Consider the following 22,245-nt stretch of genomic DNA (forward strand, 5'->3'; position numbering starts at 1 on the left):
CTCCCCCCCGGCCTCCCCCCCCCCGGGGGGGGGGGGGGGGTGTGGGGGGTGGGGGGGGGGGGGGGGGGGGGGGGGGGGGGGCGGCCGGGGGGGGGGGGGGGGGGGGGGGGGGGGGGGGGGGGGGGTTGGGGGGGGGGGGGGGGGGGGGGCGGGGGGGGGGGGGGGGGGGGGGGGGCGGGCCCCCCCCCCCCCCCCCCCCCCGACAGCCTCCTAGCGCGAGCAAAGCTGGGCATGCCATGGCGCCGTGCGGCCTTCGGGGTCGGGCTGGCCATACACGCTGAGCTTGACCCCTTGGGCCCGCGCCCAGCGCGCGAGCCAGGACGGTCCGAACCGGCCGCTGGCGCGGGCCGGCAGGCGGTAGGCCTCGTCACGCAGGGCTTCGTCCAGCGGCACGAAGGTGTAGCCGAGTTCGGCGAGCGTCGTCAGCGTGCGGTCGAGGGTGTCCGCATTGAGGCGGTTGGCGTGGATCAGCAGGATCTGCGGGACCTGGCGACCCAGGAGCTCCTGCGACATGGTTTCGAACACCCGCACCGAGGTGCGCAGATGCGCGTCGTATTCGTCGGCTACGGTCTGGCGGCGGGCCGCCTCGTGTGGCGCTCCGAGATGGTCGTAGACGCAGGCGAAGAAGTAGTCGTCATGCTCGATCGTCATCGGCGCGACGGTGTAGCCGTGTGCGGCAAGGAAGGTCTCGAAAGCCGCTCGATCCGCTTCGGTCCGGCCTGTCTGCGTGTAGGGATGGCGGTAGTAGCGCAGCGGGGCCTGGTGCTCGCGGGTGAGCCAGCGCGTGAGCACCTCGCCCTTCAGCACCGCGGCCTCGACGTCTTCGCGGGACGATTGCCACAGCCCCACATGGCCGAAGTTGTGGTTGCCCAGTTCCATGCCGGCCTTCAGCCAGGCCGTGAGCACGGCAATGCCGTCGTCGACATGGCCAGGGACGAGCAGCCGGTCCTCGTTGACAAAGCCCACCGCCTTGACGCCATGGCGCTTCAACGCCGCGAGCAGCTGTTCGTTGAGCCGTGCCGTCTCGCCGGTTGAGATGGCGGTGGCGCTGGCCGCGGGGACGTCGTCGATGGTGACGGCGATGCGCTTGGCGTCGGCAGCGAACACGGCGCTGGCGAACGCCAGGGGGAGCAGCGAGAGGGCGCGCGAGACACGGGGCATGCGATCACTGTAGGGCCAGCGCGGGCCCGCCCGCCCGAGTTCACGGCGCGCCGCGAACGGCGCTATTGCGCCACCAGCTCCACGCGCCGGTTTTTCGCCCGGCCGGCGTCGTCGCCATTGCCGGCCACCGGCGCCAGCGAGGCCAGGCCCCTGGGCGCCAGCCGTTTGGCGTCGACCTTGTACGGCGCCGCCGTCAGCGCCGCGACGATGGCCTGGGCGCGCGCCAGGCTGAGCTTCTCGTTGGCGTCGAAGGCGCCGACGTTGTCGGTGTGGCCGACGATCCAGGCCTTCAGCGCGGGCTGGGCTTTCAGCAGCTCGGCCATGGCGTCGAGCTGGGGCTTGGACTCGGGCTTGAGCTCGGTCTTGCCGGTGTCGAAGAACAGGCCCGTCAGCGTGACGCGGCCTTCCGCCGCGAGGCCGGCCTGCAGCGCGGCCGGGTCCACGGCCACCTGGCCCGTGGCCATGGCGCGGGGCTCGACGATGTCCAGCAGCGTGGCCACCTGGCGGGTGCTCGGGTTGTTGGCCAGCGAGACGTGCAGCAGCACATGCACCTCGCGGCCACCACGGTTCAGCGACGCCACCAGCTGGCGCGCCTCACCGGCGCCCAGCGCGCCGTTGAGGCTGTAGCGGTTGCCCTCGGGCGAGGTGACATAGCCCTTGGCCCACTGCATGCCTTGCTCGATCTTGAGCTGGCGTGCGAGCGCGAAGTAGAGGTTGGCGCAGCCCTGTTCGCAGGCGTAGAGCGTCTTGAAGCCCGCCTGCGCCAGCGCCTGCTGGTAGTTGCGCCAGACCTCGGTGACCGACTTGCCCACGGGGGCGATGTAGATCGTGCGGGTGACGGCGCCCTCCAGCGGCAGCAGCGTCTTGAAGCGGTCGCCGTTCTTCGGGTCCAGCTCGGCGGCGGCCGGCAGCGGCGAGGCCTCCCAGTCCGCCTTGAACTGGCCGGCCAGCCACGAGCCGGCGAAGCGGCTGATCAGCGGGTGGTCTTGCGCGCCGGGCAGGTCGGCGACCGGCACGTCGGCCGCCAGGGCGGCGATGCCGCTGAGCCCGGTGAGCGCGGCGAGCAGGGCGGAGGCGAGGCGGTGGATGTACGGCATGGTGGTCAGTGCGCTTTCGGCGTTATTGGAGAACCATCTCGACGCGGCGGTTCCTGGCGCGGCCGTCTTCGCTGGTGCCGGGGAAGGTGCGCTGCTCCCAGTCCTGCTGTGCGTAGCCCGCGAGCAGGCTGCCGCTGAAGCGCTTGAGGACGGGGTGATCGGCGCTGCCGGGGACGTCTGCCTTGGGGATGCCGGCCCCGGCGGCGGTGGCGAGCGAGCGCGTGGCGAGGACGGCGAGTGTGGCGCGCAGAGCTGTCATGGGTGGCGGCGTGGCAGGCGGGGTCGGATGTTGACCCCGGCAACGCACCAGTTTCCCGTGCCGCCGACCTGCAAACGTGGGAGACCGGCCTGCGGCGTGGTCCCCAACCGTAAGCGGCCTGACAAACGACTACGCGAGCGCAGTCTCCGGGCTGCGGTAGTGGTAGCGGTAGGCGAACACGAAGCCCAGGCGCGCGTAGAGGCGCTGGGCGACGGCGTTGTCGCAGCCGACCTGCAGGTAGGCCTGGCGGGCGCCCTGGGCATGCGCGAGCGCCAGCAGCGCACGGCACAGCCGTTCGCCATGGCCCTGGCGCGGCACGGCGGCGGCGATGTCGTACAGGCCCGCGAGGTCGCCGTCGACCACCATCTGGCCGCAGGCGAGCAGGGCGCCGTTGGCGTCGTTCAGCGCGAAGCCCTGGTAGGTGACCGGGGCGCTGGCGATGCGCTCGGCGTGTGCGGCGATGGCCGTCGCCGACGAGCCGCGCAGCGCGCCGACCTTGGCGGCGTAGGCGGGTGCGCTCAGGGCCTGGAGGGCGACGGGGGCGGCGGGGGCGGCATCTGGCACGAGGTCATCCAGCACCATGACGTCGGCCGCGTCGAACGCGCCCCAGCCTTTGGCGGCCAGCCGCGCGTCCAGGTCGGCCGGCTGGCTCCAGGGCGTCACGCGCACCGCCAGCGGCAGGCCGGCGGCGTCATAGGCTTGCTGGCAGCGCGCCAGCAGATCGTCCAGCGGCAGCGTGCCCTGGCGCAGCGCGTTGATGCAGCGCGATCGCTTGGCCTTGCCGGGCGACAGCCGGATCAACCAGCCGTCGATGTCGGCCTGCTGGGGTGGCGCCGAGGCGTCCAGGCCGGCGAGTTCGGCGCGGAGGGCGAGGGAATCGTTCATGGGCTCAAGGCGCATCCCGTGCGCGAATCGTGGGGGACCGGAGCCGGCTGGCGTGCGAGCGGCACGCTTACCGCATCGTCTCGATCCGCTTCACCATTTCCTTGGCGAAGTCGATGAAGGCCTGCGCGCCCTTGGAGGTCGGGTCGAACACGACGCCGGGCAGGCCGTAGCTGGGGGCTTCGGCCAGGCGCACATTGCGCGGGATGACGGTGTCGAAGACTTTCTCGCCGAAGTGGGCCTTGAGCTGGTCGCTGACCTGCTGCTGCAGCGTGATGCGCGGGTCGTACATGACGCGCAGCAGGCCGATGATCTCGAGGTCGCCGTTCAGGTTGGCGTGGATCTGCTTGATGGTGTTGACCAGGTCGGTCAGGCCTTCCAGCGCGAAGTACTCGCACTGCATCGGCACGATGACGCCGTGGGCGCTGCACAGCCCGTTCAGCGTCAGCATGGACAGCGAGGGCGGGCAGTCGATGAGGACGAAGTCGTAGTCGGCGCCGGCCTCGGCGAGCGCGGTTTTGAGCCGGGCCTCGCGGCGCTCCAGCGCCACCAGGTCCACCTCGGCGCCGGCCAGTTCGCGGTTGGCGCCCAGCACGTCATAGCCGGCCTTGTCTGCCCGGGCCCGCGCCTCGGCGATGGAGGCGGACTCCAGCAGCACGTCGTAGACCGTCAGGGCCAGCGTGCGCTTGTCGATGCCGGAACCCATGGTCGCGTTGCCCTGGGGGTCCAGGTCGATGACGAGCACACGCTGGCCGATGGAGGCCAGGCCGGCGGCCAGGTTGACGGTGGTGGTGGTCTTGCCGACGCCACCCTTCTGGTTGGCGATGCAGAAAATCTTGGCCATGGGTTCCAGTTCTCGGACTGCCGGCATCGTACCGGGGAGAGGGCGGGGCAGAGGGTGGGAGTTCTTCGGTCGTGTCCGAAAGGCGCGTCAAAAAGCCACCGAGCTAGACGCAAATCGGAGCCATGGCTTGACGATGGCGAGCTTTTGCAACGACGGGCGGGGTGCATTGGCGTGCCAGGCGGGCGCGGTGGAGGGGCGCCCACCTACTTGCGGCGCGACCCGCGAATTGACTTCAGCGAGGTCGCATCCAGACGATGCAGCGCTGTGCGTCCAGGCCGGGTACGGCCAGTTGTTCCACGTGAAACACCTCCACGGCGGCGGGCAGTGCGGCGATTTCGTCGGCCGGGTGCTGGCCCTTCATGGCCATCCAGACCGCGCCCTCGGCGAGGTGCTGGCGGGTCAGTGTCGTGAAGTCCAGCAGCGACGCGAAGGCGCGGGACGTGATGACGCCGAAAGATTTCGTGTCCAGCTGCTCGACGCGGCTGTGCACGCCGTGCAGGTTGGGCAGCTTCAGCTCGGCAGCCACCTGCTGGATGAAGGTAGCTTTCTTCGCGACCGCGTCCACGCAGCTCACGTCGGTGTCCGGGCAGCAGATGGCGATGACCACGCCGGGCAGGCCGCCGCCGGCGCCCACGTCCATGAGTCTGGCCGGCGCACCGTGGCGCAACAGAGGCGGCAGGGCCGAGAGGCTGTCTACGAGATGGTGACTCAGCATCTGCGCTGGGTCGCGCAAGGCGGTCAGGTTGTAGACCTTGTTCCACTTCTGCAGCAGGGCCAGGTAGGCCAGCAGCTGTTCTTGTTGATGGGAGCTGAGGTTGAGACCCAGGGACGCGATGTCCTGGGCCAATCGTTCTGCGAGGATCAAGCCAACACCTCGGTCATCGTTGTCAGGGGAATACCAGCCTCTTGAAGTTCTTGGTTCACGCGGTCTCGCACGGCAGTGGCCGCCAGTTCGTTCTGGGGCCAGGTGTGGTGGGCGTCTGCCACCACAGTCACCGGCACCGCCCGTCGATCCCCACCCAGTGCGGTGGCCTGAACGCAGCAGTCGCTCTGGAGCCCGGCGAGCAGGATGCGCTCCTGGCCCGCCAGCAGTGGGGCGAGGGCGGCGTTGCTGAAGGCATCGGGTTCCACCTTCAGGATGCGCGGCTCGTCGGCGGCAGGCGCCAGACGTGGGTCGATGGCAAACCCGGCACCATCCATCGGGCCGCCAGGTTCATGGTGCTGTACCCACAGCACGGGCCAGCCTCGGGCTCGGGCGTGGGCGACGAGGCGCTGGCAGACCGTGATCAGTTCGTCGCCGTCGGGCATGGGCCAGTCGCCCGTGAAGGCGCCGACCTGGGTGTCGATGATGACCAAGGCGGTTTTCATGCGGCCTCCGCTTCCGTGAAGCCCTTGAACTTGCCCTTCTTCAGGTGCACCAGCAGCAGCGAGATGGCCGCAGGCGTGATGCCCGAGATCCGTGATGCCTGGCCCAGCGTTTCGGGGCGGTGAGCGTTCAGCTTCTGGCGCGCCTCGAAGGAGAGGGCGTGGACGAGGCTGTAGTCCAGCTCTTCGGGCAGCTTCAGGTGTTCGAAGTGGGCGGCGCGGGCGACGTCGTCGACCTGCTTGTTGATGTAGCCGGCGTACTTGACGCTGATTTCCACTTGTTCGGTGACGAGGCTGGCCAGTTCGTCGCCCAGCTCGGCGCGCAGTGTTTCACGTGAAACACCAGCGTCGGGCTTGGCAATGGCGGCTACCTCGGCCACGGTGTCAAAGCCGACGCCCGGGCGGCGCAGCAGGTCGGCCAGGTTGTACTCGCGCTCCAGGGCCTTGCCCACCAGCCGCTCGGCGTCTGGCCCCGGCAGGATGCCGGGGTGCACCCAAGTGCTCTTCAGCTTCTCTGTTTCACGTGAAACAGCGTCGCGCTTGCGGTTGAAGGCGGCCCAACGCTCGTCGTCCACCAGGCCCAGCTGGCGGCCGGTTTCGGTCAGGCGGGCGTCGGCGTTGTCTTCGCGCAGCTGCAGACGGAACTCCGCGCGGCTGGTGAACATGCGGTACGGCTCGGTCACGCCCTTCGTGATGAGGTCGTCCACCAGCACGCCGAGGTAGGCCTGGTCGCGCGCGGGCGTCCACGGGCCATCGCCACGAACCTGCAGTGCGGCGTTCAGGCCGGCGAACAGGCCCTGCGCCGCCGCTTCCTCGTAGCCGGTGGTGCCGTTGATCTGGCCGGCGAAGAACAGGCCCTGGATGACCTTGGTCTCGAACGAGGCCTTGAGCCCGCGCGGGTCGAAGTAGTCGTACTCGATGGCGTAGCCGGGGCGCAGGATGTCGGCGTTCTCCAGGCCGGGAATGCTGCGCACGGCGGCGAGCTGGATGTCGAAGGGCAGGGAGGTGGAGATGCCGTTCGGGTAGAACTCGTGCGTCGTCAGGCCCTCGGGCTCCAGGAAGATCTGGTGCGAGTCCTTGTCGGCGAAGCGGTTCACCTTGTCTTCGATGCTCGGGCAGTAGCGCGGGCCCACGCCCTCGATGACGCCGGTGAACATCGGGCTGCGGTCGAAGCCGCTGCGGATGATCTCGTGCGTGCGGGCATTGGTGTGCGTGATCCAGCAGGGCACTTGCTGCGGGTGCATGGCCGTGTTGCCCATGAAGCTGAACACCGGCACCGGTGTCAGGTCCCCGGGCTGGGCCTCGCACTTGGAGAAGTCGATCGTGCGGCCGTCGATGCGCGGCGGCGTGCCGGTCTTCAGGCGCCCCTGCGGTAGCTTCAGCTCCTTGAGCCGGGCCGACAGGCTCACGGCCGGCGGGTCACCGGCGCGGCCGGCGGCGTAGTTCTGCAGGCCCACGTGCACGCGCCCGTCCAGGAAGGTGCCGGCCGTCAGCACGACCGCGCGGGCGCGGAACGCGATGCCCGCCTGCGTGACGGCGCCCACCACCCGGTCGCCTTCCACCATCAGGTCGTCCACGGCCTGCTGGAACAGCATCAGGTTGGGCTGGTTCTCCAGCCGGCGGCGGATGGCCGCCTTGTAGAGGATGCGGTCGGCCTGGACGCGGGTGGCGCGCACGGCCGGGCCTTTGCTGCCGTTCAAGATGCGGAACTGGATGCCGCCCTCGTCGGTGGCCAGCGCCATCGCGCCACCCAGCGCGTCGACCTCTTTCACGAGGTGGCCCTTGCCGATGCCGCCGATGCTGGGGTTGCAGCTCATCTGGCCCAGCGTTTCGATGTTGTGGGTCAGCAGCAGCGTCTGTGCGCCCATGCGCGCGGCCGCCAGTGCCGCCTCGGTGCCGGCGTGGCCACCGCCGACGACGATGACATCGAATTCCTTGGGGTAGAGCATCTCTTGATCCATTCCGCATTTCGGGCCGAGCGCCGGGCCGCTCAGGCGATGGGCTTGCCGGCCGGGCCGGCAAGCATCGCCGTCCCCTCGGGGGGCGGCCAAGGCGCGCCCTGGACGAGGGGCACCCATGCCATCGGGCAAACCCCGAATTTTACGAAGCCGCTGTGGACAAGTCACCCTGTCGTGCACGCTGATCAGGGCCACGGCAGCCACGAATGCCGGTCGGCTGGTTGGCGCCGGCTTGACCCGGCCAGCCCTCCGCGCCTACGCTGCCGCTCCTAACACGCCAACCCCAGGGCTGCCGCCATGAAGATTGCCTCGCTGCCTGTCGCCGCCGTACTGGCCGTCCTGCTGGCCGCTGGTCTTGCCGGGGCACCGGGTGCGTGCCGCGCTGATGCCGGTGAGGCGGGCGTGGCCGCGTCGCTGCACCGGCATGACTATGCCGCGCTGGAGCAATCGCTGTCCGCCGTGCAGCAGGGCTTCGAGGCCGGCCGGGTCACCGAGGTCGAACTGCGGCAGGCCTTCGCGCCCTTTGCCGAGCTGACCGATGCGCCGGCCCAGCAGGCGCTGCGTGACTGGGTGGCGCAGTCGCCGCAGTCCTATGTGGCGCACCTGGCGCTGGGCCTGAGCTACCGCGCGCAGGGCAGCGACGCGCGGGGCCGCAAGTTCTGGGACGACACGGCACCCGAGCGGCGCGAGGGCATGCTGCAGAACTTCGCGCTGGCGGAGCCGGAGCTGCGCCGTTCCGTCGCGCTCACGGCCAGGCCCTATCTGAGCCTGTTGAACCTGATGGCCATCGCGGCGAACGTGTCGAACCGCCCCGTCCTGCACGCCACGCTGCTGCTGGCCAATGAGGCGCTGCCGGACAACCGATCGGCGCGGCTGCAGTACGCACGCTTCCTGCTGCCGCGCTGGGGTGGCAGCCCGGACCAGCTGGACGCCTTCATCGCCCAGTCCCGCGCCCAGGGCGTGGACGAGGCCACGCTGTTGCAGATGCAGGCCATCGAGCTCAACGACCAGGGCCTGGCGCTGGTTGCCGAGCACCACGCCACGCGGGCCCGGGCGCTGTTCAAGCAGGCCCTGGAGCTGGCCCGCCAGGCGGGTGACGTCAACGGCTTTCGTGCGTCCTACCTGTCGGCCGCGATCAAGCATGTCTGCAAGGGCGAGGCCGCCGAGCGTGACGACCCGGTCTGCCAGGTGGCGCAGGGCGGCTTGCCCGCCGTCACGTCAGCCGGGGCGACCTGGGCCGGCCAACCCGGCGAGGACATGGCCCACGCCATCGTCATGCCGGCCGTGGGCAAGATCGAGGGGGTGCGCACCGAGTACGCCTGGCTGGCGCTGCGTCACCCGGGTGCCCTCCGTACCGGCCAGGCGCTGGTGGCGCAGGAGGGGCGGCTGTACGACAGGCTCTCCATCACCACGGCAGACCGCCGGGAGCTGACGCTCTACTTCGACATCACCGCCTTCGTCGACGAGGCGATCAAGCTGCCGGCGGCGCTGCACGGCTGAGCGGTCGCATCACGCGGCCACCGGCCGGCCCAGGCATTGCGCGAGCCGGTGGTGCAGCCAGGCCGTGTCGGGTGCCTGGGGTGCAAAGAGCAGCCGGTGCATGATGGGCGCCACGATGCCGTCCACCAGTGCATCGGTGGTGGGCAGATCGGTTTCACCGCGCGCCCGGGCGCGGGCCAGCACGGTGTCCAGCTGCGCGGCGGTGAACTCGTAGCAGCGGCACGGCACCGGCTGGCCGTCGACCGGCGCGCGGCCGGCCAGCACGTCGTGCACCAGCGCCCGCCCGACGTCCGACGACATTTCGTCCAGATACTGCTCGCTCCAGGCCGCCAGGTCGCCGGCCAGGCTGCCAGTGTCGGGCGGCTCCATGTCCGGGCGCATGCGCGCGACGGCCACGTCGGCCAGCAGGTCGGCCAGGTCGCCCCAGCGCCGGTACAGCGTGGACGGCGTGACGCCCGCACGTGCGGCGATCAGCGGCATCGTTAGCGCCGAGCGGCCCAGCTCTTGCGAAAGCGCCTGCACGGCCGCATGCACGGCGGCCTGCACACGGGCACTGCGCCCACCGGGGCGTGGCGAGGATCGGCCAGACAGGGATTCACGGGTCATCGCAAGATATTAAAGCAAAGCTTTTGCATTAGTGAGAAGATCCGCCGATTCACTAAAGCAAACTTTTTGCGTTTGTGCCGCCATGACACTCCCAACCACCGCCCCCGCCGTATCCACCACCTTGCCTACACCCGGCTGGCGCCTGCCGGCGGGGCCGGCCTTCGCGCTGCTGGCCGCGTTGATCACGAGCTATCTCGCTGCATCGGCGGCACCGTCGCCACTGTATGCGCTGTACCGCGAGGCCTGGGGCTTCTCTGCGTTGGTGCTCACGGCGGTCTTCGCCGTCTACGCGCTGGCGCTGCTGGGCGGGCTGCTGGTGTTCGGCTCGCTGTCGGACCACCTCGGCCGCCGGCCCGTGCTGCTGGCCTCGCTGGGCCTGGAGCTGGCGTCGCTGGCGCTGTTCTGGCGGGCCGAGGGCGTTGTGTGGCTCGTCGCGGCGCGCCTGCTGCAGGGGCTGGCCACCGGCATCGCCACGGCCACGCTGAGTGCTGCGCTGCTGGACCTGCAACGCGAGCGCGGTGCGCTCGTCAACAGCGTGGCGCCCATGATCGGCATGGCCGTCGGTGCGCTGGGGGCCAGCGCGCTGGTGCAGTTCGCAGCCCACCCGGCGCATCACGTGTTCGAGGTGCTCGGCGGCCTGTTCGTGCTGCAGTCGCTGGCCGCCTGGTTTCTGCCCGAGACGACCCCACCACGCCCGGGCGCCTGGCGCTCCTTGCAGCCCCGCCTCGCGGTGCCTGCGCCGGCCCGCGCCACGCTGCGGCAACTGCTGCCGATGAACACCGCGCAGTGGGCACTGGGGGGCTTCTATCTGTCGCTGGGGCCCACGCTGGCGCGCCAGGTCAGCGGGCTGGAGGCACCGTTGGTAGGCGGCGCACTCATCGCGACGCTGGTGCTCAGCGGGGCGGCGGGCATCATGGTGATGCGGCAGCGCCCGGCAGGGCGCGTGCTGCGTGAGTCGGCCGTGCTGCTGATGGCTGGGGTGGCGGTGACGCTGTGGGGTGTGCAAGCCCATGCGGTGGTGCCGCTGTTCGCTGGCAGCGCCATCGCGGGCGTGGGCTTTGGCGCCGGCTTCAACGCCTCGGTGCGCAGCCTCGTGCCGTTGGCTGCGGCAGCGCAGCGTGGGGCCTTGATGGCGAGCTTCTTCGTGCTCAGCTATCTGGCCTTCAGCCTGCCGGCGCTGGCGGCCGGGTTGGCGGCCGGTCGCTTCGGGCTGGAGGCCGCAGCGCTGGGCTATGGCGGCGTGCTGATGGCGCTGTGCGCGTGGGCGGCCTGGCGACTGGGCCACGCCGCGCGCTGAGGGAGCCGGCTGAGCGGGCAGGGCCGGCCCGTGCTGCAATGGCCCCATGCCGATACCGCCCGACCCCACGCTGGCGCCGCTGGCCGAACTCGCAGCCCGGGCGCAGCCCATGCGCGTGCCGGCGGGCACGCGGCTGTTCGATGCCGGCCATCCCTGCCCGGGCTTTCCCATCGTCGACGAGGGCAGCGTCAGCGTGTCGCTTCACGCGCCGGATGGCCGGCGCATGGAGCTCTACCGCGTGGAGCCGGGCGAGGTCTGCGTCGTCTCGGCCACCTGCCTGTTCGCCCACCGGGTGGCCACGGCCAGTGGCGAGGCACGCAGCGAGACGGTGCTGCGGCTCATCAGCCCGGCGGACTTCGAGGCCGTCTGCGAGCGTGACGCGGTGCTGCGCCGTTATGTCATGGGCTTGATGGCTGAGCGCCTGGCCGACTTGATGGCGCTGGTGGAGGCCGTGGCCTTCCAGCGGCTGGACCAGCGGCTGGCAGCGCTGCTGTGCGCCCGCGCTCCCAGCCTGCGCGTCACGCATCAGCAGCTGGCCGATGAGCTGGGCACCGTGCGCGAGATCGTCAGCCGGCTGTTGCGGCGCTTCGAGCGCGACGGCTGGGTGGTGCTGGGCCGCGAACGCATCGACATCGCCGACGCGGCGTCTTTGCAGCGGGTTTGCGCTGGCTCAAACGCTGTGTGACTGCGGTCACCGACGCGGCCGCGGCGCCGGCCGAGGATGAGGGCGTCTCAACGCAAGGAGAACCTTCATGTTCAAGACCAACGTCGGCGGGCTGGACCGTGTCGCCCGCCTGTGTGCCGGCCTCGTGCTGCTGGGCCTGGCCGCCAGCGGCGTCATCGGCGCCTGGGGCTATGTCGGCCTGGTGCCGCTGGCCACGGGGCTGCTGAGCACCTGCCCGCTGTACTCGATGCTGGGCCTGAGCACCTGCCCCACGCGCGGCTGATGCCTGGCCGATGCCCGGCGGGTTGGCGGCGCCCGACAATGCGGGCATGGACTGCCGCCCCCGCTGCGCCGCCTGCTGCATCGCGCCGTCGATCAGCTCGCCCATCCCCGGCCACCCGAATGGCAAGCCGGCGGGCGTGCCCTGCGCGCAGCTCGATGAAGACCTGCGCTGCCGCATCTTCGGCCGGCCCGAGCGGCCGGCGGTATGCGGCTCGCTGCCGCCGCACGAGGAGATGTGTGGCGACAACCGCGAGCAGGCGATGCGCTGGCTGGGCTGGATGGAGCGTGAAACCGCGCCTTCTCAGCCGGCCGGCTGAACCGCACGCGCCGGCCGGCCCAGCCGTGCCCGCCAGGCCTGGGCGCGCGGGTGGTCCCAGTACTTGTCGAAGAAGTAGTGCAACACCGTGTTGGCGACCGGCTCGATGAAGGTGACCGCCCCGGCCACGGCGATGCTGCCGGTCAGCGCGTAGGTCACCGTGAACGAGGTGCCGAGGTGCAGGACGCCGAAGCTGAGGGTCTTGGCCATGATGTCTATTGCCGATGAGAATCAGATAGCTAAATGCTAATGATTCGCATCGGCGATGGCCAATCGCTTGCGGCTATGCCGGCGATTGCCGGCGTGCGGGGCTCAGTGATCCGTGCCGGGGCCGGTGACCGTCTCCGAGGCCCGCCGGCCACTGCCGGCCTCCTCGATCCACACGTCGCAGACCTGCTGCTCGATGCGGCCGTTGACGACGTAGCGCTTGCCTTCCTCGGGCGTGAACGTCACTTCGCCGATCGTGCGGCAGGCGGGGTGGGAGAGGGCGACCAGCGGCGACGGGAACTGCGTCGTGGCCTGCAGCCGCACGCGGGTCGTCTGCAGCGGCATCTCGTTGGTCAGCGCGACCGGGGCGACCGTCATGCCGCCGCCCTGGCCGGCACGCGTGGTGGCCATGCTGCTGCTGGCCAGCCGCCGGCCGTCGACCTGCACCATCTCGAAGATGTGCAGTTGCTGCGGGCCCAGTGCGCGCACCTGGTCGGCGACGTTGACGGTGGTGCCGGTGTAGTCGGGCGGCGTGGCGGGCTGCAGCCCGGTGAAGCTCGTGCAGCCCGACATCAGGAGCGCCGCGACGGCGGCCGTGGAGACGATGCGTTTCATGCGGCGCGCAGGTTAACGCGCGACGGCGGCGCGCATCGAACGCGCCACGTAAAGAAGCGCCAACGCCGTCAGCGCGAACCCCACGACGACACCCGGCAGCACCTGGGTCCAGCGCAAGGCCTCGCCCTTGAGCACCGACAGCATCAGCGTGTTCTGCGCCAGCCCGGGCACCCACAGGTACCAGGGCGCGTCGGCGCCGGGGTTCAGCAGGCTCATCGTCGGGGCCAGGCTGATGGCCGTGACCACCAGCGTGCTGCCGGCCTGCGCCTCCTTGAAGGTCTTGGAGCGGATGGCCAGCGCCATCAGCAGCGCCGACAGGCCGGCGGCCAGCGGGATCTGCAGCAGCCAGAAGGCCAGCACCTCACCCAGGCCGAACTGGAACATCGCCTGCAGGCTGTCGCTCTTCAGCAGCCACTGCGCCGGCACGAAGCTCAGGCTCGACAACAGCGCCACGGCCATGCCCAGCAGCGCGACCGCGCCCCACTTGCCGACGACGATGGCGCTGTGCGGCGCCGGGTTCATCAGCAGTGGCTCCAGCGAGCCGCGTTCGCGTTCGCCGGCCGTGCTGTCCAGCGCCGCGCTGAGCGCGCCGTAGAGCACCGCCATGATGATGAACATCGGGATGATGCTGGTCAGTCGCGCGGCGCGGGCCTGGCCGCTGGCGAGGTCGCGCTCCTCGATGTCGATGGGCTCCAGCAGCTCGACGGACACGCCGCGCATCGCCAGGTTCAGCGCCGCGCGCTCCTGGTTGAAGCCGCGCAGCAGCCCGCGTAGCGCGCCCACACTGGCGCTGGCGCGCTGGTTGGCGCTGTCCGACACGATCTCCACGACGGGCGACTCGCCGCGCCGCAGCTTGGCCTCGAAGTCCTCGGGAATGACCAGCAGCGGGGCCGTCACCTTGCCGTCGCGCAGTTGCGCCTCGTAGACCTGCCGGCCCGCGTTGCCGCTGACCGAGAGCTTCACCGTGTAGCTCTGCCGCTCGATGAAGTTGACCAGCGTCGGCCCGTGCTGCTTGCCGTAGACCACCACCTCGCGCTTCTCGGCCTGCGTCTCGAACGACGCGATCAGCCCCGACAGCGCCAGCAGCAGCAGCGGGCCCATCAGCAGCGCCGGGACGAGGATGCGCAGCAGCGTGCGGCGGTCGCGCAGCGCGTCGGCCAGTTCCTTGGCAAAGACGATCCACATCGGTTTCATGCTGCCACCTCGTCGGGGAATGCGAGCTTCACGAAGGCGTCCTCGAAGCGGGATTCGCCGGCTTGTTCCAGCAGCGCGGGCACGCTGCCGCGGGCCACGCTGCGGCCCTGGGAGACGACGACGACCTCGTCACATAACTGCTCCACCTCCTGCATGATGTGCGTGGAGAAGACGATGCACTTGGCCCCGCCCGCCGGGCTGCGCAGCCAGCGCAGCGCCTCGCGCAGCGCGCGCGTGGCCAGCACGTCCAGCCCGTTGGTGGGCTCGTCCAGCACGATGTTGGCGGGGTCGTGCACCAGCGCGCGTGCCAGCGCCGTCTTCATGCGCTCGCCTTGGCTGAAGCCTTCGGCGCGGCGATCCAGGATGGCCTGCATCTCCAGCAGCTTTGCCAGCTCCTCGGCGCGCGCATTGGCGCGGTCCGCGTCCATGCCCTGCAGCCGGCCGAAGTAGACGATGTTCTCGCGGGCCGACAGCCGCGGGTACAGGCCGTGGGCATCGCCCAGGATGCCCATGCGAGCGAGGGCGGCCAGCGTGCCGCCGGCCCGAGCCGGCGCACCGGCGTTCTCCGCCGCGGGCTGTGCCGGCTCGGGGTGGCCCGGGGTGACCGCGATGCCGTCGACGGCGATGTGGCCGCGGTCCGGCGCGAACAGGCCGGCCAGCATGCGCAGCGTGGTCGTCTTGCCGGCGCCGTTGGCGCCCAGCAGGCCGGTGATGCGGCCATCGGCCGCCGCCAGGCTCACCCCTTGCACGGCGTGCACGACGCGGCGCGTGCCGCGCTTGAACAGGCCGGCCCCTGTGCGGGCGACGAAGTGCTTGTGGACGTCTTGGATCTCGATCATGGCGTGGCCCCTCGCTGGACGGGCTGGAAGGCGGTGGGGCGGGGGATGCGGGTCGCGCAGCTGGCGTCCTGCGGCAACGCGGCGGCGTCGGTCTTGGCGTCGACGAAGCGGAACATCACGTCGCGCAGGCAGGCCACGGCCATCACGCCATGGCCCGATTCGGCGACGACGACGTGCTGCACCCGCTCGGCATGGCCCTGGGCCAGCGCACGCGCGACACGCTCGCCGTGGCGCGGCGGCGTCACGGGGTCGGCGCCGCCGCTGAGCACCAGCACCGGGCTGGGCGCGGGCGGCAGCGTGTAGAAGGCGGCCGGCACGTCGCCCCGGGGCCAGGTCTTGCAGACGCGGGTGTAGAGCTCGGCATCGAGGCGGCCGAAGTCGGCGCCGGGGGCATCGGTGGCGTCGGCCAGGCGCGGGTAGTCCTCCGCGCAGACCACCGAAAAGTGCATGCCCGTGGCCAGCTTCATGCCCTTGTTGCTGGAGAAGGCGTTCGTCAGCCCGAACAGGCCGTCGAACCGGCCTTCGGCGGCGGCGGCGTGCAGGGCCGCCGGCAGCGCGGCGGCCAGCGCCGGCTGGTACAGCGGCCCGCGCACGGCGCGCAGCAGCAGCTCGCGGTCGACATTGATGTGCACCGGCTCGCCCGTGAGCGGCTGGGCCACCGTGACGGCGCGGGGCAGCGACGCGAGCAGCTTCTGCCAGTCGTCGCGCAACTGCGGGTAGGTGGCGGTGTTGGCGGTGATGAGCTTGTCCAGCGCGGCCTGCGTGTCCGGCGAGAAGCTCGCGGGCAGCACCATGTCCGGCGGCGCGACGCCATCGATGACGGTGCGCCGCACGCGGGTCGGGAACTGGCGCAGGTACTCCAGCGCGGCGCGCGTGCCGTAGCTGCCGCCGACGAGGTTCCACTGCGGCACGCCCAGCTGCTCGCGCACGGCGTCCATGTCCTGCATCGCGATCGTCGTGGTGAAGAAGCGCAGGCCGCCGTCGCGGCCGTAAGGCAGCTTCTCCAACGTGGCGCGGCAGGCGTCCAGGCGGCGCATCTGCGCGGCCGTGTCGAGCTGCTCGGTGTTGGCGGGCCGGCTGTCGTCAAGACATTCCAGCGGGGCGGACTTGCCGGTGCCGCGCTGGTCGATGAACACGAGCTCGCGCCGGTTGTTCAGCCGGGACAGCCGCTGCAGCACGCGTGGGGCAACGCCGATGGCGCTCTGGCCCGGGCCGCCGGCCAGTATCAGCACCGCATCGGGTTGCTTGTTGCGCGCCAGTGCCGGCACGACGAGGTAGTGGACGTCGATCTTCACGCCGTCCGGCCGCGCCGGGTCCAGCGGGCGCGGCAGGCTGCCGCACAGCAGCTCGTTGGGGATGCCGTCGACGCGGCAGGGCTTCAGGGCCGATGGCGCGGCGGCGGCCGGCGCGGCCAGGCTGACGGCCGCAGCCAGGGCGGCGACGCGACCCAGGGTTCGCAACATGCGGGCACTCGTGGTAGCTGAGGTGGCCGCAGTATCAGCGCCCGCCGCGCGGCCCCGGGTTGCTAACGGATGGATGGCATGCCCGGTGACATGGACGGCTGCCGCCGTGGGTGAGCGGCGGCGCCGCCATCAGCTGCCGGCCAGCACGCCCACCATCGCCAGCACCATGACGGCCACGCTGATGAGGATCCAGTGCAGCGCCGCCAGCAGCGCGGCCCGCAGCACCGTCGTCCACCATGAGGCGGCATGCACGCGCTTGAGCGCCAGCACCGGGTAGACGTTGGACCAGACCCAGGCCGTGAACGTGACGCCGCCCCAGGGCAACAGCACCGCCAGCAGCAACATCCCGTACCACGCCGCGTGCAGGTGCATCGCGAACACGAAGTGCGCGCCATAAGGCTGGCGCCAGAACAGCAGCTTGAGCAGGCCCGCGAAGAAGGGCAGCGAGCACAGCACCACATAGGGCGCCAGGCCCAACATCGTGGCGCCCATCGCACGCAGCGAGCCCTTGGGGTCGGCCCGCCAGTGGCTCTCGGCCCGCTTGACGCGATCCTGCATCGCCTGCGGCAACTGGGCGGCCAGGTCGGGACTGAGGATCTGGAACTGCCCTTTGTGCTCGGCCACGCGCTGGCGCACCTTGGCGATGCCCTTGGCCGCAGCTGAAGCAGCCGACGCGGCCGGTGCCGGCGCGGTGGTCTCCACGTCGACGTCCATGTCCAGGTCCTTCTCCAGCCCCAGCGCATGCGTGCTGCCCGGCATCAGCTTCACCGCCAGGAAGAACAGCAGGCCCAGTGTCAGCAGCAGCCGCAGCGGCAGCACATAACGCTGTTTGTGGCCGGCAAGGTATTCCTTCGTCAGGAAGCCGGGGCGTGCCATCAGGCCCCACAGGCTCTTCCACAGCGTGCCCTCGACGGCGATGTAATGGCTGACGAACTCGTGCACGAACTCGAACAGCGACGGCGGGTGGTTGGCCGTGTCCTGGCCGCATTGGCTGCAAAAGCGTGCCTGCGGTTGCAGCACGGTGTCGCAGTTCAGGCAGCGCCCTGTTTGGCCATGGCCATGCCCAGCGTGCGCGCCGCCGCCTGCAGCCATGCCGGCCAGCTCGGCTGAGGCTGCCACGGCGGTGGCGCTGCCGGTCAGGCCGCTCAAGCCCGCGTCGTCCATGTTCGTTCCTTCCCTGCGTGGGTCATCTGGCCACCGGCGTTAGCGACCAGGGCGGCGTCATCGTTGGCGCGGAGTTTGCCGCAGGTGCCGCGGCTTGCCATTGGCGTTCACACGGTCAAGGGGCGCGCCGGAAGCGCGCTGGTGGCCGCGGGCCCCATCCGCGCTGCTGCCGTCGTGGCGTTGAGCTGCGGGATCAGGCCGCTGGCGCCAGCAGGCCGCGCTGGCGCAGCCAGTCCTCCGCGCGGCGCGGCCAGGCGGAGGCGTTGCCCAGGCCGTCGCGCATGCCGATGCCATGGCCGCCCTGCTCGAACACGTAGAGCTCGGCCGGCACGCCGGCGCGTGTCAGTGCCTGGAAGTACAGCAGGCTGTTGTCCACCGGCACCGTCTTGTCGAACTGCGTGTGCAGCAGCAATGTGGGCGGCGTGGCGGGCGTGACCTGCTGCTCCACGGACATCAGCGTCAGCAGCGCCGGGGCGGGCGCCGCTCCCAGCAGCGCGCGGCGCGAGCCGGCATGGGCGGCGGGGTCGGTCATCGTGATGACGGGGTAGACGAGCACGGCGAAATCCGGCCGGGCGCTGACGCTGTCCAGCGCCGCGCCGGTGCGGCCGTCGGCATGGTCGAACAGGGTGCTGGCACTGGCGGCGAGATGGCCGCCGGCCGAGCTGCCCATGACGCCGATGCGCTGCGGGTCCACGCCGAACTCCGCCGCGCGCGAGCGCACGAGGCGCAGCGCCCGCAACACGTCCTGCAGCGGCGCCGGGTGCCCCCATTCCTGCAGCCGGCTCTTCAGGATGAAGGTGGTGATGCCCAGCGTGCTGAGCCACGCGGCGTATTGCTGGCCCTCGCGGTTCATCGACAGCAGGCTGTAGCCGCCGCCCGGGCACAGCACGACGGCCGTGCCGTTGGGGCGATCGACGGCCGGCCGCACGACGGTCAGCGTGGGCACCGACACGTTGGCGATGCGTCCACCGTCATCGCGCTCCGGGCCCAGGTCGCCGCGCGCGGCCGGCGCATCGGCGCGCCGGGCGGCGGGCACGCCCTCGGGCCAGAGCGGCAACACGGCGGGCGGCTCTGCTGAAGCCAGTGCGGGCAACAGAGTCGACAGCAGCAACAGGCGGCGCTTCATGCGGGCAGCGGGGCAGGGGTCATGACGCCGCAGTGTGCCCGCGCGGCAGGCGCTTGCCACACGCCGGCGCGCAACGCTCAAGCCCGTGACGCAAGTGCCCGCGCGGCCAGCCAGCCGCCCAGGCACGCCATGGCTGTCGGCGTGCGGGCCAGGCTGCGGTGATTGGTGCCGGGCAGCCGGTGCACGGTGACGCGGGCGCCCGCCCGGCGCAGCGCGTCGGCCAGCGCCAGCGAATGGGCGTGCGGCACCTGGCGGTCGTGCTCGGCCAGCAGCACGAGCACCTCGCCGCGCAGCGCGCGGGCGGCGGCCATGGAGTCCAGCGGTGAGCGCAACCAGGGCGTCAGCCACGCGAACACCGGGTGGCGGCGCAGCACGGCACGCAGGCTCTTGAGCGGCGTGATCAGCACGAGGCCCGCCGCCGGCCGGCCCGCCGTGGCGAGCCGCGCGGCCAGCTGCATCGCGACACCGGTGCCCAGGCTGCGGCCGGCCAGGTGCAGCGCCGTGGGCGGCAGGCCCAGCTGCGCCAGCCCCCAGGCCGCGCAGGCTTCGGCGTCCGCCACGCAGGCCGCCTCCGATGGCCAGCCCGTGCTGCGCCCCAGGCCCCGGTAGTTGAAGGCCAGCAGCGCGCAGTCGTCGGGCAGCCAGCCGGCGAGATCGGGCGTCCAGGCAACATGCTCGTTGCGCCCGCCCAGCCACAGCAGCAGGCGGCGTGGTGCGGCACCGCCCACTGGCACGGTCAGCCAGCCCTGCAGCCGCACGCCGCCGGGGCGTTGCAGCCACTGCGCATGGCTGTGCCGGCGCGCCCCGGCGGGGCCCGGGTCCGTGCGGCGGATGCGCCAGGTGCGGCCGAACAGCAGCCGCCCCTGCAGCACCACGGCCGCCACCGCCAGCACGCCCGTGGCGAGCAGCGGCCAGGCCCAGGCGGGAACGGAAGCAGGCAAGAGCATCGGGCGGGCGAGATCGGGCTACGAGCCTAGCGCAGCGGCATGACAGCGCGAAGGCGAAGCCCGGCACCTTCAACAACCCCGCAGCGGCGCAGCAGCCCGGCCGTCGCTATGCTGCGTCGCCTCACCAGCCCCCCGGAGAACCCAGATGCTCAAACGCCTGTTGCCCGCTGCCTTTGCTCTCGCCATCGCGTCCGCCGCCCACGCTGCCGGCCCGCAGCTCAAGGGGCAGGCGCCGGGCTGGTACCGCCTGCAGCTGGGCGATTTCGAAATCACCGCGCTGTCCGACGGCAGCCTCGACCTGCCCGTCGACAAGCTGCTGCAGCAACCCGCCGCCAAGACGATCCGTGCGCTGCAGCACGCCTACCTCGGCGTGCCGCTGGAGACCTCGGTCAATGCCTACCTCGTCAACACCGGTGACAAGATCGTGCTGGTGGACACCGGCACCGCCGGCCTGTTCGGCCCCACCGCCGGCCGCGTGCTGGCCAACCTGAAGGCCGCCGGCTATGCGCCGGAGCAGGTCGACGAGATCGTCATCACCCACATGCACGGCGACCACATCGCCGGCGCCTCCAGCGCGACCTTCCCGAACGCGACGCTGCGCCTCGACAAGCGTGACAGCGACTTCTGGCTCGCGCCCGAACAGGTGGCCAAGGGCGGCGACGGCGGCCAGGCCATCGCCGCGCTGGTCAAGGGCTTCGCCGACGCCGGCCGCTTCAAGCCGTTCGAGGGCGACGCCGCCGGCGTGCCGATCGTGCCCGGCGTGAAGGCCGTGCCCGCCTATGGCCACACGCCCGGCCACAGCAACTACGTGGCCGAGAGCAAGGGCCAGAAGATCGTCTTCTGGGGCGACCTGATGCACGTGGCGGCCGTGCAGTTCCCCGAGCCGGCCGTGACCATCCAGTTCGACAGCGACCCCAAGGCTGCCCGTCCTGCGCGCGAGAAGGCCTACGCGGCCGCGGCGAAGGACGGCTATTACGTCGCCGTCGCCCACGTCAGCTTCCCCGGCATCGGCAAGCTGCGCGTGGACGGCAAGGGCTACGACTGGCTGCCGGTGAACTACTCCGCAAATCGTTGAGCGGCAGCAGCCGTCACGGCGCCAGCGGCTGCACCCACAGCTGCTGGCTGGCCGGGGCCATGCACACCCGGTGGCGGCTGAAAAAGTCCTGGCCCAGGAAGCCGTCCAGGCCCGGCACCTGCAGCGGCACCGTGACGAAGCCGCCTACGGCCAGCACTTGGCCGTCCAGTGCCAAGGGGCCGGCCACCGCCGCCGCGGCTGCCGGCCGGATGACGTTGCGCGTGGCGCCCGTGTCCAGGCCCAGCGTCAGCACTTGCCCGTCGGCGGCGCGCAGCTGCACCACGGGCAGGCTGCCCAGCAACCGGAACGGCTGGGGCGCCGTGCCGCAGGCGGCGGGCAGCGCGGCCTGCGGGTCGAACAGCTGCAGCCGGCCCGCCGCGTAGTCCAGCATCCAGCGCCGCTCGCGCAGCCAGCCCCAGCCCAGATAACCGTCCACGCCGGCGGGCCGCCGGGCCTTGTGCCAGGTCTGCGCCGCCGGCACCGGCGTGAGCGACTGGCCGGCCAACACCACCTCGCCGACCGGCAGCGCCACGTTGATCCGCTGCTGGCCCTGGGCGTCCTGCGTGGCCGGCGCGCTGGCGGCGCCAGCAGGGCCCCAGTCCGCCCGCAACGCCAGCGCCGCTGCACCGCCGGTGTCGAGCAGCAGCCGAGCGGCGCGGCCATCGATGCGCGCGTCGACCAGCGGCAATCCGCCCTCGACCTGCAATGGCAGCGTCAGCGAGCCAGCGTCGTCGGCCCGGGCGGTGCCGAGAACGAAGGCGAGGGAAAAGCAGGCGATCAGCGCGGGTCCAAGCGATGGCATGCGCAAAGTCTAGGCAGCTCAGCCGCCTATGCCGCAAGCCATGGGGGCTAGGCCGCCGGTCGAGCGCGCCACATGCGCGCGATGGTCGTCAGGTTGATCGCCGCGATCACCAGCTCCAGCGCCGTGCCGCCGATGGAACCGACGATGACGTTGTTGGCCACCCACAAGCCCGTGCCGCACAGCATCAGCAGCCGCATGGGCACGCCATCCAGCGTGAACAGCGCGATGGTGCCCAGGCACGAGGCCGTCAGGGGCAGCCAGTCGCTGGGCTTGGTGGCGATCGCCAGGCCGAAGCCGATGTTGGCCGCGACGACCGCCACGGCCACCCAGGTGGCACGCGTGCGCAGCGACAGCAGCGAGCGCGTCATCGAGATCAGCGAGCTGGCCACGGCCGTCGGGTTGCCGAGCAGCGCGAAGTGCGCGACGTAGGCGAGGCACTCGCCCGTCATGAACCACTTGAAGCGCCGGTCGTCGGTCTGCAGGAAGCAGCTCACGCCGAGGACGAAAGCCACATAGCCAAAGAGTTGGGCGGGGGAGAACCAGTCGGACATGCGCCGGATTGTCGCGGCCGCCCGGCGGCGG

General features: G+C 71.4%; 25 protein-coding genes. 6 read left to right on the forward strand and 19 right to left on the reverse strand.

What is annotated here, in order from left to right:
- Positions 1-210: 210 nt before the first annotated feature.
- The 8 genes from ACG00X_RS19125 to mnmG form a co-directional block, all read right to left on the reverse strand.
- On the reverse strand, positions 211-1,161 hold the full coding sequence (locus tag ACG00X_RS19125; RefSeq protein WP_394490446.1) for a polysaccharide deacetylase family protein: 951 nt from the start codon (positions 1,159-1,161) through the stop codon (positions 211-213).
- 62 nt (positions 1,162-1,223) lie between these two features.
- Complete coding sequence (locus tag ACG00X_RS19130) at positions 1,224-2,258, reverse strand: OmpA family protein (protein WP_394490448.1); 1,035 nt, start codon at positions 2,256-2,258, stop codon at positions 1,224-1,226.
- Positions 2,259-2,280: 22 nt separating this feature from the next.
- Complete coding sequence (locus ACG00X_RS19135; protein ID WP_394490450.1) at positions 2,281-2,517, reverse strand: hypothetical protein; 237 nt, start codon at positions 2,515-2,517, stop codon at positions 2,281-2,283.
- 129 nt (positions 2,518-2,646) lie between these two features.
- Positions 2,647-3,402, reverse strand: coding sequence for a GNAT family N-acetyltransferase (locus tag ACG00X_RS19140; RefSeq protein WP_394490452.1), 756 nt, complete (start codon positions 3,400-3,402; stop codon positions 2,647-2,649).
- A gap of 67 nt (positions 3,403-3,469) precedes the next feature.
- Entirely contained in the window at positions 3,470-4,243 is a 774-nt protein-coding gene (locus ACG00X_RS19145) for a ParA family protein (RefSeq protein WP_394490454.1), read from the reverse strand.
- A gap of 232 nt (positions 4,244-4,475) precedes the next feature.
- Complete coding sequence (gene rsmG / locus ACG00X_RS19150; RefSeq protein ID WP_394490456.1) at positions 4,476-5,108, reverse strand: 16S rRNA (guanine(527)-N(7))-methyltransferase RsmG; 633 nt, start codon at positions 5,106-5,108, stop codon at positions 4,476-4,478.
- On the reverse strand, positions 5,105-5,611 hold the full coding sequence (locus tag ACG00X_RS19155; RefSeq protein WP_394490458.1) for a cysteine hydrolase family protein: 507 nt from the start codon (positions 5,609-5,611) through the stop codon (positions 5,105-5,107). The genes rsmG and ACG00X_RS19155 overlap by 4 nt, the downstream gene beginning before the upstream one ends.
- Positions 5,608-7,557, reverse strand: coding sequence for a tRNA uridine-5-carboxymethylaminomethyl(34) synthesis enzyme MnmG (mnmG, locus tag ACG00X_RS19160; RefSeq protein WP_394490669.1), 1,950 nt, complete (start codon positions 7,555-7,557; stop codon positions 5,608-5,610). The genes ACG00X_RS19155 and mnmG overlap by 4 nt, the downstream gene beginning before the upstream one ends.
- Positions 7,558-7,863: 306 nt before the next feature.
- Here mnmG and ACG00X_RS19165 point away from each other — a divergent pair, with 306 nt between their 5' ends.
- A complete protein-coding gene (locus ACG00X_RS19165) occupies positions 7,864-9,066 on the forward strand; it encodes a hypothetical protein (protein WP_394490460.1) in 1,203 nt (400 codons plus the stop codon).
- Between the two features lie 9 nt (positions 9,067-9,075).
- Here the strand turns inward: ACG00X_RS19165 and ACG00X_RS19170 are convergent, their stop codons facing one another.
- Entirely contained in the window at positions 9,076-9,672 is a 597-nt protein-coding gene (locus tag ACG00X_RS19170; RefSeq protein WP_394490462.1) for a TetR/AcrR family transcriptional regulator, read from the reverse strand.
- Between the two features lie 82 nt (positions 9,673-9,754).
- Between ACG00X_RS19170 and ACG00X_RS19175 the strand changes: the two genes are divergently transcribed.
- The 4 genes from ACG00X_RS19175 (at position 9,755) to ACG00X_RS19190 (ending at position 12,232) form a co-directional block, all read left to right on the forward strand.
- Positions 9,755-10,969 carry an MFS transporter gene (locus ACG00X_RS19175; RefSeq protein ID WP_394490464.1) on the forward strand — a complete coding sequence of 405 codons (1,215 nt, stop codon included), beginning with the start codon at positions 9,755-9,757 and terminating at the stop codon, positions 10,967-10,969.
- Positions 10,970-11,015: 46 nt separating this feature from the next.
- Positions 11,016-11,654, forward strand: coding sequence for a Crp/Fnr family transcriptional regulator (locus tag ACG00X_RS19180; protein ID WP_394490466.1), 639 nt, complete (start codon positions 11,016-11,018; stop codon positions 11,652-11,654).
- Positions 11,655-11,721: 67 nt separating this feature from the next.
- Entirely contained in the window at positions 11,722-11,916 is a 195-nt protein-coding gene (locus ACG00X_RS19185; protein WP_394490468.1) for a YgaP family membrane protein, read from the forward strand.
- Positions 11,917-11,962: 46 nt separating this feature from the next.
- Complete coding sequence (locus tag ACG00X_RS19190; RefSeq protein ID WP_394490470.1) at positions 11,963-12,232, forward strand: YkgJ family cysteine cluster protein; 270 nt, start codon at positions 11,963-11,965, stop codon at positions 12,230-12,232.
- Here the strand turns inward: ACG00X_RS19190 and ACG00X_RS19195 are convergent.
- The 8 genes from ACG00X_RS19195 to ACG00X_RS19230 form a co-directional block, all read right to left on the reverse strand.
- Positions 12,217-12,441: a DUF2061 domain-containing protein gene (locus tag ACG00X_RS19195; RefSeq protein ID WP_394490472.1), complete on the reverse strand. Its 225-nt coding sequence runs from the start codon at positions 12,439-12,441 to the stop codon at positions 12,217-12,219. The two genes, ACG00X_RS19190 and ACG00X_RS19195, sit on opposite strands and share 16 nt — an antisense overlap.
- Positions 12,442-12,543: 102 nt before the next feature.
- Positions 12,544-13,053: a hypothetical protein gene (locus tag ACG00X_RS19200; protein ID WP_394490474.1), complete on the reverse strand. Its 510-nt coding sequence runs from the start codon at positions 13,051-13,053 to the stop codon at positions 12,544-12,546.
- 12 nt (positions 13,054-13,065) lie between these two features.
- Positions 13,066-14,247, reverse strand: coding sequence for an ABC transporter permease (locus ACG00X_RS19205; protein ID WP_394490476.1), 1,182 nt, complete (start codon positions 14,245-14,247; stop codon positions 13,066-13,068).
- A complete protein-coding gene (locus ACG00X_RS19210; protein ID WP_394490478.1) occupies positions 14,244-15,086 on the reverse strand; it encodes an ABC transporter ATP-binding protein in 843 nt (280 codons plus the stop codon). Before ACG00X_RS19210 ends, ACG00X_RS19205 begins: the two co-directional genes overlap by 4 nt.
- Complete coding sequence (locus ACG00X_RS19215; protein WP_394490480.1) at positions 15,083-16,549, reverse strand: alpha/beta hydrolase; 1,467 nt, start codon at positions 16,547-16,549, stop codon at positions 15,083-15,085. Before ACG00X_RS19215 ends, ACG00X_RS19210 begins: the two co-directional genes overlap by 4 nt.
- Before the next feature lie 129 nt (positions 16,550-16,678).
- Positions 16,679-17,713, reverse strand: a complete 1,035-nt coding sequence (locus tag ACG00X_RS19220) for a DUF3667 domain-containing protein (RefSeq protein WP_394490482.1) — start codon at positions 17,711-17,713, stop codon at positions 16,679-16,681.
- Between the two features lie 193 nt (positions 17,714-17,906).
- Entirely contained in the window at positions 17,907-18,839 is a 933-nt protein-coding gene (locus ACG00X_RS19225) for an alpha/beta hydrolase (RefSeq protein ID WP_394490484.1), read from the reverse strand.
- Between the two features lie 77 nt (positions 18,840-18,916).
- A complete protein-coding gene (locus ACG00X_RS19230) occupies positions 18,917-19,786 on the reverse strand; it encodes an alpha/beta hydrolase (protein WP_394490486.1) in 870 nt (289 codons plus the stop codon).
- Between the two features lie 145 nt (positions 19,787-19,931).
- On the opposite strand from ACG00X_RS19230, the gene ACG00X_RS19235 reads away from it, so the two are divergent.
- On the forward strand, positions 19,932-20,861 hold the full coding sequence (locus ACG00X_RS19235) for an MBL fold metallo-hydrolase (RefSeq protein WP_394490488.1): 930 nt from the start codon (positions 19,932-19,934) through the stop codon (positions 20,859-20,861).
- A 13-nt stretch (positions 20,862-20,874) separates the two neighbouring features.
- Here the strand turns inward: ACG00X_RS19235 and ACG00X_RS19240 are convergent, their stop codons facing one another.
- Both ACG00X_RS19240 and ACG00X_RS19245 read right to left on the reverse strand, forming a co-directional pair.
- Positions 20,875-21,663: a hypothetical protein gene (locus ACG00X_RS19240; protein WP_394490490.1), complete on the reverse strand. Its 789-nt coding sequence runs from the start codon at positions 21,661-21,663 to the stop codon at positions 20,875-20,877.
- Between the two features lie 47 nt (positions 21,664-21,710).
- Entirely contained in the window at positions 21,711-22,214 is a 504-nt protein-coding gene (locus ACG00X_RS19245; protein ID WP_394490492.1) for a YgjV family protein, read from the reverse strand.
- Positions 22,215-22,245 lie beyond the last annotated feature (31 nt).

Source organism: Pelomonas nitida, from assembly GCF_043555975.1.
In the GTDB taxonomy this organism is placed as follows: Bacteria; Pseudomonadota; Gammaproteobacteria; order Burkholderiales; family Burkholderiaceae_C; genus Pelomonas; species Pelomonas nitida.